The organism is Streptomyces sp. MK37H (assembly GCF_018035285.1).
Taxonomy (GTDB): Bacteria; Actinomycetota; Actinomycetes; order Streptomycetales; family Streptomycetaceae; genus Streptomyces; species Streptomyces endocoffeicus.
On record NZ_JAAAYH010000237.1, the window covers coordinates 1 to 14,260 of the forward strand.

The 14,260-nt window shown below is 66.4% G+C and carries 7 protein-coding genes and 1 tRNA gene; 4 read left to right on the forward strand and 4 right to left on the reverse strand.

The window, feature by feature from the left end; genetic code table 11:
• Positions 1-34 precede the first annotated feature (34 nt).
• The 4 genes from GWI24_RS28000 to GWI24_RS28015 all read left to right on the forward strand — a co-directional run bounded on the left by GWI24_RS28000 (position 35) and on the right by GWI24_RS28015 (position 4,515).
• Positions 35-108, forward strand: a tRNA-Pro gene (locus GWI24_RS28000).
• Positions 109-1,402: 1,294 nt separating this feature from the next.
• Positions 1,403-1,813 carry a hypothetical protein gene (locus GWI24_RS28005; protein WP_210948680.1) on the forward strand — a complete coding sequence of 137 codons (411 nt, stop codon included), beginning with the start codon at positions 1,403-1,405 and terminating at the stop codon, positions 1,811-1,813.
• Positions 1,803-3,776, forward strand: a complete 1,974-nt coding sequence (locus tag GWI24_RS28010) for a hypothetical protein (RefSeq protein ID WP_210948681.1) — start codon at positions 1,803-1,805, stop codon at positions 3,774-3,776. Before GWI24_RS28005 ends, GWI24_RS28010 begins: the two co-directional genes overlap by 11 nt.
• Before the next feature lie 355 nt (positions 3,777-4,131).
• Complete coding sequence (locus tag GWI24_RS28015) at positions 4,132-4,515, forward strand: hypothetical protein (protein ID WP_210948682.1); 384 nt, start codon at positions 4,132-4,134, stop codon at positions 4,513-4,515.
• 175 nt (positions 4,516-4,690) lie between these two features.
• On the opposite strand, the gene GWI24_RS28020 is transcribed toward GWI24_RS28015, so the two are convergent.
• The 4 genes from GWI24_RS28020 to GWI24_RS28035 are packed head-to-tail and all read right to left on the reverse strand — an operon-like array spanning position 4,691 to position 13,428.
• Positions 4,691-7,507, reverse strand: a complete 2,817-nt coding sequence (locus GWI24_RS28020) for an RNaseH domain-containing protein (RefSeq protein WP_210948683.1) — start codon at positions 7,505-7,507, stop codon at positions 4,691-4,693.
• 14 nt (positions 7,508-7,521) lie between these two features.
• Positions 7,522-10,833, reverse strand: coding sequence for a hypothetical protein (locus GWI24_RS28025; RefSeq protein ID WP_210948684.1), 3,312 nt, complete (start codon positions 10,831-10,833; stop codon positions 7,522-7,524).
• Positions 10,830-12,077 carry a hypothetical protein gene (locus GWI24_RS28030; protein ID WP_210948685.1) on the reverse strand — a complete coding sequence of 416 codons (1,248 nt, stop codon included), beginning with the start codon at positions 12,075-12,077 and terminating at the stop codon, positions 10,830-10,832. Before GWI24_RS28030 ends, GWI24_RS28025 begins: the two co-directional genes overlap by 4 nt.
• 58 nt (positions 12,078-12,135) lie before the next feature.
• The gene (locus GWI24_RS28035) at positions 12,136-13,428 is read right to left on the reverse strand and encodes a helix-turn-helix transcriptional regulator (protein WP_210948686.1); all 1,293 of its coding nucleotides are present in this window, start codon (positions 13,426-13,428) and stop codon (positions 12,136-12,138) included.
• Positions 13,429-14,260: the final 832 nt, after the last annotated feature.

The window sequence follows — 14,260 nt, forward strand, 5'->3', positions numbered from 1 at the left end:
GGCCACAGGTCCGCTAAAGTAGAGCTCGTTGCTTCGGGGTGTAGCGCAGCTTGGCAGCGCGCTTCGTTCGGGACGAAGAGGTCGTGGGTTCAAATCCCGCCACCCCGACTGAAGGAACACAGGTCAGGGGCCTGATCCGCGAAAGCGGGTCGGGCCCTGGCTCGTTTATGTGGTCCTCTTGGGAGCCGTTTGGGAGCCCGTACCGTAGTGGTCACCAGCACGATGGGCGTTCCCTTGCAAATTCTGAGCCGGGCCTGAGTTCTATCGCGCCTCGGCTGTATCCAAAGCGCCCACGACCTGAACCGAATCGGCTGGCGGCTGTCCGGCCCGCGCACCTTCGACGACATCGCACAGCACAGCGGGGCCTTAAAGGCGTACTGGACCGGCCACTCTCAGACGACGGCGTCGACCCAGCCGGCGTCGTGTCATTCCTACTGACACGCATCACAACCGGACCAGTGGTGTTGACCCCAACGGTGAAGCCACCTGGCACGCGCCGCCGCCCTCTCATGGACCGCGCGAGACAAGAAGTCTCACAGTGACGGCGCTACCTGACAGTCCCTGTCCCATCAACCTCTCGCTTCGCCGCGATCCACATCGATCAAGACCACTGCGGTACCGGGTCGCGACAGGCCGTGCACCACCAACTCGCCTTCATCGACCGACTGATCGACGGCAACGGCGCAAACCTGCTCTTCGGCACCCCGCGATGACCTACGCCGTGCTCCTGAACGCCGCAGGCAGCGACAGGTACGCCATTGCCGTGCGCAGACTCGGCGCCATCACAGCCGCGCGCACCTGACGTTCGTGAGGGACGCCGGCCACCGAGAACATCTCAACCTCGGCACACGCGCAATTCCTTCCATACACAGCCTCTTCCGCTGGTATCGCACATACCTATACGGCGCCAGTAAGTCATCCCGCCACAGGCAGCCGCGAAACGACACCTGGCGAGCGGCTGCGATGGTGAACTCCATCCGGCCGTTCGTGGGCCCTTCCCTCCGAATAGTGCCGGACTGACCGCAGTGATTGCAGTGACAACAAGGAAGCCCTTGCACCCGCTGTGACAATGCGACTACGCTCCAGCGTGAGCGACTTGTTCGAAATCCCCGCATTGTGGGGGACTCCTTCTCTTCAGCCGGGCTTCCCACCTGAGCGGAATCGAGCAGCAGTCTCCCTGGCCGTGCTCCCCCAGCTCAGGACCTACTCCCGCTGCCGGGCCGGACGGTGCGCGGTTCGGACTGCACCAGACGTCTCGGAGAGACTTCTCCAGAGATCGACACGGGTGGAGGTCAGCGGCACCATGTTCGCGCTCTCGCTCTGCTTGGCGCACCCGCGTCAAGCAGCAAGAACGCCGACCCGGTGCCCACATGCATCGGCCTACCCGCCGGAGCTCCTCCCCGTGCCCATTGACGACTCCTTCACCACCTCCATCGATCTCGACCAGAACGAGGTCACACTCATCGTCGGAGTTCTTCAGCAAGCAGCCGAGAGGTGCCGCGCTATCGACCCGTCGAACGCAGCCACGGACCAGCGCACCGGCATCACGCTGGGGCGACTGACCGCCCAATGGACTGACATTGCAGAGCGCGAACTGCACTGCGCCGTAGTGAAGTTTCGCGGCGAGCGGCTTTTCACGGTCCCATTGACGTCCGAGGGCTGGTATCAAGTCCGCGCGGCACTCAGCGCCTGCGTCGCCCAGCTCTCCAGCGAGCTGGAGAACAGCTCACAGGCCGACGACCCGGACCGGAATCGGATGTATCGCGCGCTGCACCTGGTACACAAGATCGCGGAGGCCGCCAATGACCGATGAGGCCGCCGCCGAAATGGGTGACGACGGGACGGGGTGGCAGCCCGAGGGCTACGCCCTTCCCCGCACCGCAGCCGTCGACAAACTCGCTACCGCGTTGTTCGGCAGAGGGCTGAGCGATGAGACGGTCGAAGCGCTTGCCCGGGCCGCCGTACAGCCGGAAGACATGCGCCGCAAGCTGACGGACGTCAACAAGCTTCGTGTGCAGGGCGGCACCCTGCACATTATTGAGACCCGTTTGTGGTCCGCATCTGTGGTCCCGCATCCAGCCAACCCCCGCGAGTACGGCCGCCGCAGGTATGCCCTGGGAGACGGCGCCGCAGCCGCCTTGCGAGTACTCCCCGAGCCGGAGTCGGCCCCTGGGGGCGGCCCGGAGCTGCAGATCCGCGTGCCGCATCCAAACGATCTCGCGCAGCGCTTGGAAAACGCGAAGGCTCAGCTCGTCAAGGAGAACCCGCTCGACGAAGACATCGCAGCGGAGGGCGTGCTACAGCCCCTGATGGTCGTTCCCATGGCTGTCGTCTACGACAGCGCCCCAAACCGACCAGTCGCGCTGCTGATCACCGCCGACGGATCGAGCCGAATCAGTGCCGCCCACGAGCTGCTCGGTTACAGTCCCGCCGTGATCGCCTACGAGTGGGCGCAGGACGTTCGGAAGTTTCGGCGGGAGATCAACAGGTGGCTCCGACTCCGCCAGAAGCAGGGCTGGGACTCACTAAGCCCGGCGGACAAGGGCAGAGTACGCGCCCTCACCGTACCCGCACGGGTGGTGGTCGGATTCATTCCCGACACCCGTGCCAATGTGCGCTTCCACACCGCCGTACGGAACTTCATCGGACTGACCCACATCCGACCACCCAAGCCGTACGGGTCAGCCGTGGAGAACGAGGCGAAGGGCGATGCCGTCCTCGACTCGTTGGCTGAGCCCACCCGCAGTCGGCCCGCTCGGATCACCCTGCAAGAGAAGCGCTGGTTCGCGGGTGTGATTACCGAGGCAGAGGCAGCCGAGGAAGGCTTCAGCCCGCACCGGGACGTACGCACCGCGGAGATCGTCCGGACCGTTCTCGGCGGCGGGCAAGCTACCACGCTCCGGGTCAACGAAGGAATCCGCTCGCTGACCGCCAAGCAACGCCCCAGTCGGGAGGACCGCGTCGATATCGCCATCGAGTTGATCCTCCGGCCGATCCGCACGGAGAAGAACGGCGTCCTCTCGTACCTCCGGCCCAGGCGCGCCGTACTCCAACGAGCCTATCGGCTCCCAGAGATCGTCGAGTTGCCCTCCGACACGCTGTTGGAAGGAGCTGGTAACGGGAGCCGGTCGCTGGAGGATTTGAGAGACTCCGCTCTGAAAGAGGCCGGGGAAGGGCTCGGCGCCTGCGGCAAGCTGGGCGTGTCCCAAACAGAACTGGCAATCAAGGCCGCCTATTACATGGCTACCGCCGAACCCATGGCGCTCCAGACCGAAGGCTCCGGTGCTGCACGAGCCGTGGACAGCCGCAGCACGGTCGGTGTGCTGCGGGCAATGCTCTCCGAGCGACGCGGGGTGATCCAGGCATACGAGGTCGTCCGTGCTGGGCGTGAGGGTAGGTCGCTGTACGAGATCGACGAGGACGGGGCACCGCTCTTCACTCCCGATGGCGGGTACCGCGAGCTTACGGACGCGTTGGTCCGCCACACCTATAACGGCGAGGCCCTGACCGAGGCGGTCGTGGGACTTCCCGCAGCACGTGCCCGGTGGGCAGCGGTAACGAGAAGCGTGCAGAACTTGGAACAGGCCATGCATGACATGGCATCCGTTCCCATCCACGAGGGCGGCGACCGCCTGGTCAAGCGGGAGGGATGGCATCCGCAACAGATCTATATGGCCCGCCGCGACCTAGATAAAATCAGTCGCACGCTGGCAGACTGGGCGGACCAGCATCACGACCAGAATGACCACCTCGGCGCCAGCATGGACATGTGGTGATTGCCGAGACCGTCCGCGATGCCGGATCGACGAGCCGATAGGCTGGCCACAGCTCCCGAACTCTGTCCTTGGGCACGGTCAGCCCGCGACTCCACTCGACAGCTCAGTTAGCTTACGGCGCGGTTCTCTCCTGCGAGAGCGCTGGCGGGGAGATTTACCTCGTGCCATCACAGTCCCGCGCGGCCGGCGAGGAGCGCCGCCCGGTGCCAGATTGCCGAACGCGAGCGGATCGAGCCCGAAAGGGACTTTCCACGGCAGGCTCCGACGCCCGATCCCACCAGCCACCGGCAGATCTCAGTTACCGACGCTCCTCCCCACGGCCGATCCTGAGCACCGGGCAGGCAAGGAGGACAGGATGGGGCTTGTACTCTTCCCCGGAGACGACAACGTGACCAGCCCAGACGTCTCCCGGTCCTACACCGGCTTCAACAAGTTCAGGGAGTGGCTGGCCCAGGCCGAGGGATTCGTCCTCGCCGAGATGCACGGCTTCGATGGAGACCGTCCATGGAGCAGCGTTTCCACGACGCTGGCACCGCTACTCGACCACCCAGACGACGACGCCCCCGATCTCACACCCGCTCAATGCGCGGCCATGCTGCCCCGACTGGAGGCAATAATCGACCAGCGGCAACACGACGGCAGCGATCCCGTTCTCCAACGGCACATCGATGACGCCCGCCAGCTGGTCGCCGTCATGAGGTTCTGCCTGAACAAGGACGTCGAGCTCATCTTCGGGTGACCACCGGCCCGCAGCGCCTCTTGAGCAACTACAACAACTGCCACGCCTCTCACCGCCGGAGAGGAGCCGCCCGAGGAGGAGTCTGACTGGGATGGGAGTCACTCCGGCAGGGGGACGCGGGTGACGAAGCCTCCGACTGGTCCGTCACTCACGCCCCTGCGCAACTCTGCCGCCCCTACTCCGTGGCTTCTTCCGCTTCGTCCCCGCTCCCTGGCTCCGCATCGGCCACCTCGCGCCGGTACTGCGGATGGTCGAGGTCCATTTGCCGTGCCGCATGCAGCGGCACCGGGTAGCGGGCGCGGTCGGACCAGAAGAGGGTCTGGTGGCACAGGCGGCCGGTCATGGCTGCCAACGCTTCACGCGCCTCGTCGGACGGGCCTCCTATGGGGAGGATCTCGGTCGCGGTCATAGCGTAGAAGTTCTGCGGCATCTCGCCTTTACGGCGCTCCGACCGGTTTTCCGACTTCACTGACTGCTGCGCTTCCCATCGGGTGCGCTTGGAGCCCAGCCGACCAGCGCCGCTGCCGTCGTAGGCACGCGGGACGTTGCACAGGAGCCATACCGGCGTTCCGAAGTCCGTGCCGACTTCGAAGAGCAGCGTCGAGGTTTCCTTCTCGACCGGTTCTGCTCCTTCCTTCTTGCCCAGGTGGGTGACGCTGACCGGCTGTGGAACCTCGTCGTCCTCCGTGTTGAGACGGATAACGGCCAGCGGGCCGTCCACACCAAGCCGTGCTCCAGGGAGGTGATACCGGCTCCGGTTGCGGTTGTCGTCGCCCCTTGACTGCCCGGGCTGCTCGCCAAGGCGCAGGTTCTGCAGGCCGTCCCACATCCGTCGTGCGGACTGCCCGTTCACAGTGACCGTGTACTGGGCTCCGTCCAGTTCGTCGGCGAGGTCGCCGAGGGCGCGTTCCACCATGTCGGCGGCCCCGTCCCACTTCTGCCTATAACTCGGCGTTTCAGCGGAGGGCTCGGGATACGAACGGGCATGGAAGGCGTTCTGAGCCGAACGGTACGGCCGCCACACCGGGGCTGTGGAACTCCAGCCGAGTAGCGACCACGCACCCTGCGAGGTCTGCGGTGGGACCAGTGCAGTTGCCGTAATGACGATCTTGGGCTCGCCCTTTTCTCCGTAACGGCGGTTCTGCTGCCGAACGTGCACGCCGACATGTGCCAGCCGATCCACCAGGAAGCTGCCCTTGGCTTGGAGGGCATTAGCGATGCGCTCGTCAATGATGCCGAGGGAGCGGTACAGGTCGAGCAACGCCATCTGCGTCGGGTGATCCTCGCCTCCTGGCTCTACTACGCCCTCCTTGCCACGGCCCATCAAGTACTGCGACGGGACATCGAGGCCGGCCAGAACACCCTTGGTCTGCGGTTTGGCGTCCAGATCGGTCAGGTCGCGAGTGTCGACCCCCGGGAAGTCGTCGCCGTCGGGGAATTCAGTCTCGCACCAGGCACCGACCATCACTCCGTCGCGGGACCTGAGCGAGGCAGCAACCGCCTCCAGGGCCTCCGCTCGGTCTCGCCCGCGACCTGGCCGCAGGAAGTCCGGCGCGTAGTGAAAGACAGCCGCGATACGCCCCTGGTAAAGGTCGAGCTCGACGCCTTCCTTGGTGTCGAGGCCGACAGGATCGAGCCCGAACGCGCGGCAGAACATCTGCAGCATCCGCTGCCGGGTCTCGTCGCGGTACCACAGGCAAGCGATGCGGAGCTTCTTGAAGCCGGCCCCGTCCACGGAGGTGCAGAGCGACTCCGCCGAGGGGAAAAGGCTGCCTCGTGGGCGCAGCGGTTCGTTGCTGCCTGTGCGCTCCCGCTCCTCCTTGCGGCGCTTGTATTCCTGGGCCGAGACCTTCTCAGGTTCGGTAGGGCGACGCGGCAGGGTCATCGCGGACTGGCGCAGGGGAAGGCGCTCTGCCTCGTCGCCGAGGACAGCATCTGCATGGGCCCGCAGGAGTCGCAGGTGATGCATGCCGACGCCGGTTCCGATCGGGTGCTGGTAGTTCTTCGCCGGGATGGGCCATACCTGGCCGGGGTGTTCGCGGGGGAACTGCAGCTTCCCCTTGAAGGCCCTGGCCCGCTCACGGATCTTCTGTTCGCGCTCGGAGCGGTCGGCGATGGTCTGAAGAATCGAGTAGTCCATCTTGAGCCGACCAAGCGCTTGCAATGTCTGCCGCGGGATCGTTTTCGCACCGCCCCTCCCGTTGAGCTTGACCTCCAGGACGGGGTGACCCTCGCCGGGCTGGATGGCCAGAGCTGTGGAGCTGAAAATCAGCGAGGACGAGATTCGAGAGACACGTGCGTCAAGGAGCAGCACAGGGTGTTGCACATTCGGCAGCGTCTTCAACCGCACCGACGTGCGGCACACGGCGTAGCGGCCGCCGCCTTCGTTCTCCCAAGGGTCGTCCAACGCGACCAGACCGCCCGTAACGTCGGGGCGCAGGGGGATCTCACGGCCGTTGGAGAGCTTAAAACGAACGGCTGCAAGGCGATCCGCCAGTCCCCAGCCCACGCTCTTGTAGACCCAGTTCGGAGCGTCCGGTTGCGTTCCGTTCGCCCCTGCCAGGTGTTCCTTCAGAGCGAATACACGCTCGGGCGTCCGCGCAATACGCAGTGCGAGATCGGGCGGCCGCCGGAGGTCAATCGCCTCGACCTGCTCGCCGAGAGCGAGACCGTGGGTCAGCGTGAAGGCTTTGCACAGGAGATCGCTGTCGATCGGGTGGCGGGACACCAGGAACGGCGAGGCGCCCTTGGGCTCGAAGTGCACGTAACCACCTGTGATCACCTGAAGGACAGTCGTGGCGATGGTGTAGGGCGCCTGGGCCTCCTCCTTGCCGAAGCGCTTCCTGCACTGTCCGGAGAAGGTGCTCCACAGTTTGCCGGTCTCCACGTCGAGTTGCCGCACGTGAACCGTCTCGTCCCCCACCAGTTCGGGAGTGCAGCGGTAGGCCAGAGTGTGCAGGTACTTGCCCGGTACAAGGTTCTGGTCGTTCACTCGTCTCTTCTCTCTCAGTGGGTGAGGGTCGGGTCGATGCCCGCGTAGGAGAGGAAGGCGTTCAGAGCCTCCCCGTACAGGTCGTTCATCTGCCGCTTCACCGCGGGCGGCCACTGCTCGTGGATGCGTCGCAGGACGGTTTCCAGGTCGGAGCTCCAGGTGTCCTCGTGGAAGGCGTAGTCGACCAAGTGCAGGACCGCTTCGGTACCGCCCCGGCGAGCTCGTCCGGCCAGTTGGATCAGATCGACGACGACGCCCGCGACCACCTCCTCCTGGAGCGACTTGGGCATGGAGGTGAACTGGGGTGCCGCGCGCAGGATCAGTTCGAGCCGCTGCCAGGCGGCGTAGCGTGCCTCGTCCAACGCGTCGTCAGGGTCGGCGGTGCCGCCCGCCGGGAGAGCGTGTAGCCCGGCGGCGTTGACACTGGCGTACATCTCTGCGGGCTCGGCGAACAGCGCCAGGGGACGGACGCAGAGGTAGACCGAACGCACGGCGGATCGGACACCGACGACGATGTTCAGCCCACGGGCGATCAGAGACAGGGGGACGACCAGGACGTTGCCGTGCTGGGGGAAGTCCTCGAACTGCTCGGCGGTGAGCCGAGTGGCGATGTTCTCCCGGGGCAGGTCCGGGTCGGGGCTGTGACGGTCCCCGTCCCGGACGGCGACGCAGAGCCCTTCACGGTAGGTGCCGGCCTGGGCGATGCCTCGGGCGAGCCAGGCACACTGCTGGTAGGAGTTGGCCACCACTAGGACGTGCGCGCGATCCTTGTCCTTGGCGCGCTGCCGCTCAAGTTCCCGGCGGATGTATTCGTCGTACAGCTGCGTGCCGAGTTCGATCAGGGCGCCCTTCTTGCGGCTGGGATGCTGACCCGAGATCTTGATCGGCTCCCCGTACAAGGGGTGTCCCTCGCCGTACTCGATGCGGTGGCGCCGGGCACGGATCGAACGAGCCTGGGCGTCAGTCATCCACCAGCGCACAGGCGCATGAACGTGCTCGCGCACCGCCTGAGGGAAGTACGCCGTGGCGGACAGCCCCATGACGGGACGCTCGACCCCGGCCAGGCATAGCGAGACGAGGCCGCCCAGCTCAGCGGTGAAGGTGTGCGGATCGCCGGCGATGCTCTGCGCGACGAGTTCGGCGCCACGTTCCCGGTCATCAAGACCGGTTACCCGGTATCCCGTGAGGGAGCGCCCCAGCAAGCCGAGCGGGAGAACGGCCGTGACGGCGCTCGGGCTGAGCGTCTCCGCGATCCGCTGCGCGGAGCGGACCCCGGAGGAACGATAGTGCTGAGCGCTGGTACGCAGTTCGGAGAGCGCTTCATCCAGCTCTGTCATGGTCGCCCGAGTGACGAGAAGGTTGACCGCCTGAGCGCGCCGGTACGGATCCTTCACCCGCGACTCCAGCAGCCGGTGCAGATCGAGCTTCACCGCATCCAGCAGCTGCTGGCCTCGCGGGGCCACCAAAGCCTCCAGGGCCCGGCGCACCTCCTCCCAGCCCACCTCCGTCGGATCAGCCTCGGCGACGCGCGGCTGCAGGTAACGGGCGGGCATGAGGTCCTGGAGACGCAAGGCCAGATCGGCCGAAAGGTCCGCTTCCGCGGAGGTGTCCAGGTCGGGCCAGAGCAGGTGGGACAGCTGGCGGTCGCGGCTACGGGCCAGGTGCCAGCGCAGCCCGGTCCGGTCCGGAACACGGTTCGCGCCGCGCTCATCGTCCATGACGTCCAGGCGCAGCGCGCTGCTGCACACGGCGAGGAGCAGAAACTCCGCCATCAGCCGCACCTGGCCGACTGACGGCAGCAGATCTGCCTCGTCCGAGATCGGCAGCCTCTTCGCGTCCGTATCCATCTCCTGCGGGGCCGCAGTCCAGTGCCGCCGCGAATGCAGGACGACCTCGCCGGCGCATCGGTCCACCGCCCTCGACTGGAACTGATCGACCTCGTCGACGAGAACGGCGTGGCAGGTGCGCAACGCGAACTCGGCAACGCTCACCCCGCGGACGGGGCGTCCGTCGAGGTTCACACCGATGCGCAAGTTCCCCTGGAGGAAGGCGAAGTGGTTCGTCACGACCACGTGCGCCGAGCAGGCTTCGTAGACGGGCGCGAACTTTCCACAGGTGGGGATCCAGGGGCAGGCGGACGCGCCCACGCCCTGTCGGTACAGGGACAGACAGGGCTCGCGGCCAGGAGGGTAGTCGGCGCTGGACTCCAGCAGCGGTCGCTGGGCGCAGCCGTAGGAGAGCGGGTCCACGTCCCGTTCACCGTTCTCGCCCCACTCTCCCGGTGTCTGCGAGTCCTCGTCGATGAGCCGGGCCAGCTTGTGTGCGCGGTCGTGCATGCCTGAGGACGACATCAGATGCGCGCAGCCGGTCTCGTGCTTGATGACGTCGAGACTCTGAAGAACGCGCAAGTCGGACCGGATCTTGCGAGTTATGGCCAGGCACGCCTTGATATCGGGCAGCACGATGGTCACCCGATGGCCCTGCTGGGCGAACCATGCGGCCAGGACACGCACCATGACGCTCTTGCCCGTACCGGTCGGGGCGTGGAAGATCTCCAGGCCGCCCGCTGTCATCCGCAGCGCCTCCTGCGGGCTGATGGAGTCGGTCGTCTGCAGGACGGAGAACAGGCCCTTGAGCGTGGCGTGGAGGTAGCGTTTCTCCTCCGGCTCGCCGCTCTCGATCTGCGCGGCAAGTTCAAGCAGGTCCTCCGTGGGGATGTGGATGTCGTCCAGCGGAGGCGCGGAGTCGATGTGCGGCAGGCGGTCGTGGCCGAATGCCTCAGTGAAACCGGGATAGGTGGGGATCGTCAGCTGGCCGTGCACCTGCCCGACTTGGGGTACGTAGATCTCTCCTGTCTTCCAGGTCCCGGGGCCTGCGAACTCCGGGGGCTTCGGCCGCGCGCTTGGCCTACGGAACCGGGCAATCTGACGGTCGACGTAGGCCAGCAGGTCGCCCCCGACCCGAGGGATGGCAGCCTCCGCGGCAAGCGGATCACCACCCACAGGTTCGAAGGTGAGGAGTTTCTGGGGCTCACCAGGGTTCTCGTCGCCGAAAGCTGCGAGCAGTGCGCGGGCTGCCGTAGTGAAGTTCCGTACGTCGCCGAGCCTGCTGGGGGCGGTGCGGAACACGTCGACGACGCGTCGGCGTTCCTCACTCGTCAGCGCCTTCCATCGGTCCCACGCCCGGAACTGCCCGGACAGCAGAAAGGCCGCCTTACGGAAAGGGGCGGCCGGCGCGCCGTCGTCCACGGACGTGTCGGGGAAGTAATGGGCGGCCAGCGCTAGCGCGGAACACAGGGCTGTCGTCTCGACAGAAGGCTCGCTCATGACCAGGCCACCCCCGACTGCTCGCAGACCATCTCGCCGAATTCGGACGCGGTGGTCACCTTCAGGTCGTACTTCTCCCCCACTCCCGACAGCAGGGGAACCTGGGTGGCCCGGTGGTCCGGAACCACCAGCCATTCCGCTCCTCCGCTGTCCCCTTCCTGCGCGTGGATCAGCTGCGCGAGTGCGGTGCCCGACGTGTAGTCCTTCACATCGACGCGCAGCTTCTCCTTCTTCCGCGCCCGCTTACGCCCGACATGCACGCACAGGTCATAGGCATCCAGGGCAGGCCACAGCTCCACCTTGAGTCCGCGCTCGACCAGCTGGTCACGCAGGGCCAGCTCCGCCAGCCCGGGGACGCAGGTGTACCGCCACACACCCCGTACCAGGGCCTTGTACCTCTCGACCGGTTTCGCCTCCGGGATGGCCTCCATGTCGGGCCAGAGGACAGCTTCCCGATCCTGCGGGGGTGGCGGGGGCGGTTCCGGCAGCAGTTCGGGCGGCACGATCCCCGTGACGGGGCGGAAGCGGTAGGTGGCGCCCATCTCCTGGTGCGGCTTGTGCCAGCAGGCGACCGCACCGATCTCGTGGCCCGACTCGCGGCGCAGTGCGACGCGCATCGGCCACCGGCACACCGGGCACGCGAACCACCAATTCCGGTACGTCGAGGCGTAGGGGATGTCCTCGTACAGATCCGCGACCAGCGGAGGCAGCCGCAGTTCACTCAGCTCGCTCACCGGGCCTGCCGGATAGCGGATCAGATCGGTACGCCCGCTCTCGTAGATCTTCTGGTTGCCTGCCTTGCACAACTGGGCGAAGGCCGTCTCCTGCGCGACCTCGTCCTCCAAGTCGCGCGCACTCATCAGACCTGCGCCCCGGCTGTTCTTCTGCAGGACTCGGAGCACCAGGCGCTGCTCTGCGTCGATGTCGAATGCAGCCTCCGTAACGTGCCCGTCGGCATCGACCGCACGAAGTTCGTCGACGTCCCACCCTGGGACACCTTCAGGCAAGAGCCGGGAGGGATCACCGCGCACCTGGTGCCGGAAGTCGGCGAAGGACAGCTCACAGCCTGGGCCGCGCGCGGCCAGCAGGGCACCGTGGCACTCCATCAAGGTTCCGAGGCGAGCAGAGGGCTCAACGCCAGGGGCCGTCATCGCATCAGCAGCGCGCAGCACCGAGCGCGCCACGAGGGACTTCACCCAGACCTCATCGACCGACTGAACGCCATCGTTCGTCGCGTTTTGCATGAGTCCAGAGGGTACGAGCCGCCACTGACAAATCCATGGCTCGTTTAGAAAAGAAGGATTATGTGGGTTCGTCGGCAAGGGACGTGAACCCTGCGGAATCAACCCGTGGATATCGTCGGCGATATTCGTCCAAGTATTCGGTTACGTGTCGCAGGCCGACTGAAGTCAGCCTCCATCGGTAGCCGACGACGTGGCTCCCGTCGGCTGCAAGGACCGGCACCTCGTCGATGAACCCCCGGCTCGGCCGCCCTGTCGGCCTGCTCTTGTAGCCGACGCCCAGGTAGAACGGAGCCCGACCGGACAGCGCGTCCCGCTCCAGTCCGTCTGGGCCCGCTCCGGCTACCCGAGCCATGACGCCCCACAGCCACTCGGACAGCAGGGGCATGTCGGGCTGCTGCTCCGCCGGCTCGCCCAGCCCCGCCCGAGCGGCTGCCCTGCCCCGTCTTGTCATTTCCACCCGAACCCGGGTCACTTCGCCAGCGGCCGGGTGGTGAACTACATCAGTGCTGGTCACCAGCAGTCCGCGGCGCTCCAAGGCGTGTACCGTCGCACCGGCTCCGGGGTCGTGAACGCCATTGCGCCGCAATCGCTCCTGCAACCGCGTGTAGCCCACCACACGCGCTGGTGCGCGCAAAGCGAGAGGCAGCTTGCGCCACTCCGCGGGACGCGGCACAGGTAGATGGTGGGCTCGGCGCATCCACATTTCGGTCTCCGTCATGCGCTCGTCCCGCAGCACTTCACCGAGGTAAACCCGCTGCCGCTCGTTCAGCGACCGCCAGGCAGCCTCAGCCGAACGATTCGGCTTCCTCCTGTTCCGCCGAGCAGGGTGCACAGGCGCCGGCTCATCAGGACGGGTACGCATCCAGGAATCCACGACCATTCGCGCGGGAACGCCGTAGACCTTGGCCAGCGCGGCAGGAAGTCGCCCCACCACGTCGCGGTCGCGCCAGTTCCGCCCCCGCACGGGTCGCCCCTGCTCCAGGGCGGAGAGCCGCGGCGCGGACAGACATAGATCGCGCCCGACAGTCGTCCGGCGCAGTAGTTCGACCGCTTGGTCGAGCGTCAGGCCAGCGGAGAACCGCAGATCGAGGAGCCCTTCCTCACCACGGCGGACTCCGGTGAGCTCCTCCATATCGCAGCGCAGCGCCTCAGCCATCTTCTGCAGCCGCTGCGGCGTCGGCGTGTGCCTGCCCTCTTCGTAGAAGAACACCATGCGTGTCGACACCCCGATTCGCCGAGCGAGTTCGGTCTTCGACAGCCCTGCCCGCTCCCGCAGCGCTGCGAGGCGACCGGGAGTGATCACACGCATGGGCAGTGGCATACCTCTATGAAACTGCAATGAAGACTTCATAGCAATAGCATCCGCGTACGCGGCTTCAGCCCCCGACGGTGAGGGGGAAGGCATGGCAACGTCTACGACCATGGCGGAGTCGGAGACACTGAAGTCCGAGCAGGGGATGACGGGGCCACGGGTCTCGCAGAACCGCTCCTGTCGCTCCCCATACGAGGTAGTGGGGCCCAACGCTGATGTCACTGACTGCTGCCAGGCTGGCTGACTTCTGGAACCGGGCATGCTCCGGCCTGGCCAACAACACAATGCGCGGCGCCCTGGCCGAGTGCCTCGTAGCCACGTCATTGGGTGCCACCGCCGGTACTGCACCGAATGGGACAACCGCCGACATCCGCGCGCCCAAGAACTGGGCCCGCGCCGCGCTGTACCTGGCGTGAGGCGACCCGAGCGGTGACGTCCGTGTCCTTTGCCACCGTGGTAGCTGCACGAAGCATCTGCTCGGAGAGGGGTACCAGGCCGGCGCAGCGCTGGGCGCGGACTTTGGGCTGCTGGAGGCGGTGGCCAGGTACGGGCTGGACACGGCCCGGGCATCAGCCTCCCGGTCGGTGGCTGGATGATCCCCGACAGCCTGCAAGCGCCTTGGATCCCCGGCCCGAATCAGGTCTTCGCTGCCTGGTTCCCCGCCCTGGTCACCGCCTTGGACTTCGGTGCGGTTCACCCGGCCGCTGACGGAAGCGCGCAGATTCTCGTCTCACGCGGAACTCGTACGCCGATCTGTGTTCCGGGTAGTTGTGCGTGCGGGTTCCAGGGCCGCGTCAACGAGTTCTGGCAGGTGGCCCGCGCCGATCCCCTGGGCGGGCGCGGAGGTGCTGGATAGGTTCAGGCGCTGGCT

Bases quoted from the DNA above. Each gene is read 5' to 3' on its own strand.
- GWI24_RS28010 (WP_210948681.1), top strand. From the start codon at position 1,803: ATGACCGATGAGGCCGCCGCCGAAATGGGTGACGACGGGACGGGGTGG.
- GWI24_RS28015 (WP_210948682.1), top strand. From the start codon at position 4,132: ATGGGGCTTGTACTCTTCCCCGGAGACGACAACGTGACCAGCCCAGAC.
- GWI24_RS28025 (WP_210948684.1), bottom strand. From the start codon at position 10,833: ATGAGCGAGCCTTCTGTCGAGACGACAGCCCTGTGTTCCGCGCTAGCG.
- GWI24_RS28030 (WP_210948685.1), bottom strand. From the start codon at position 12,077: ATGCAAAACGCGACGAACGATGGCGTTCAGTCGGTCGATGAGGTCTGG.
- GWI24_RS28035 (WP_210948686.1), bottom strand. From the start codon at position 13,428: ATGAAGTCTTCATTGCAGTTTCATAGAGGTATGCCACTGCCCATGCGT.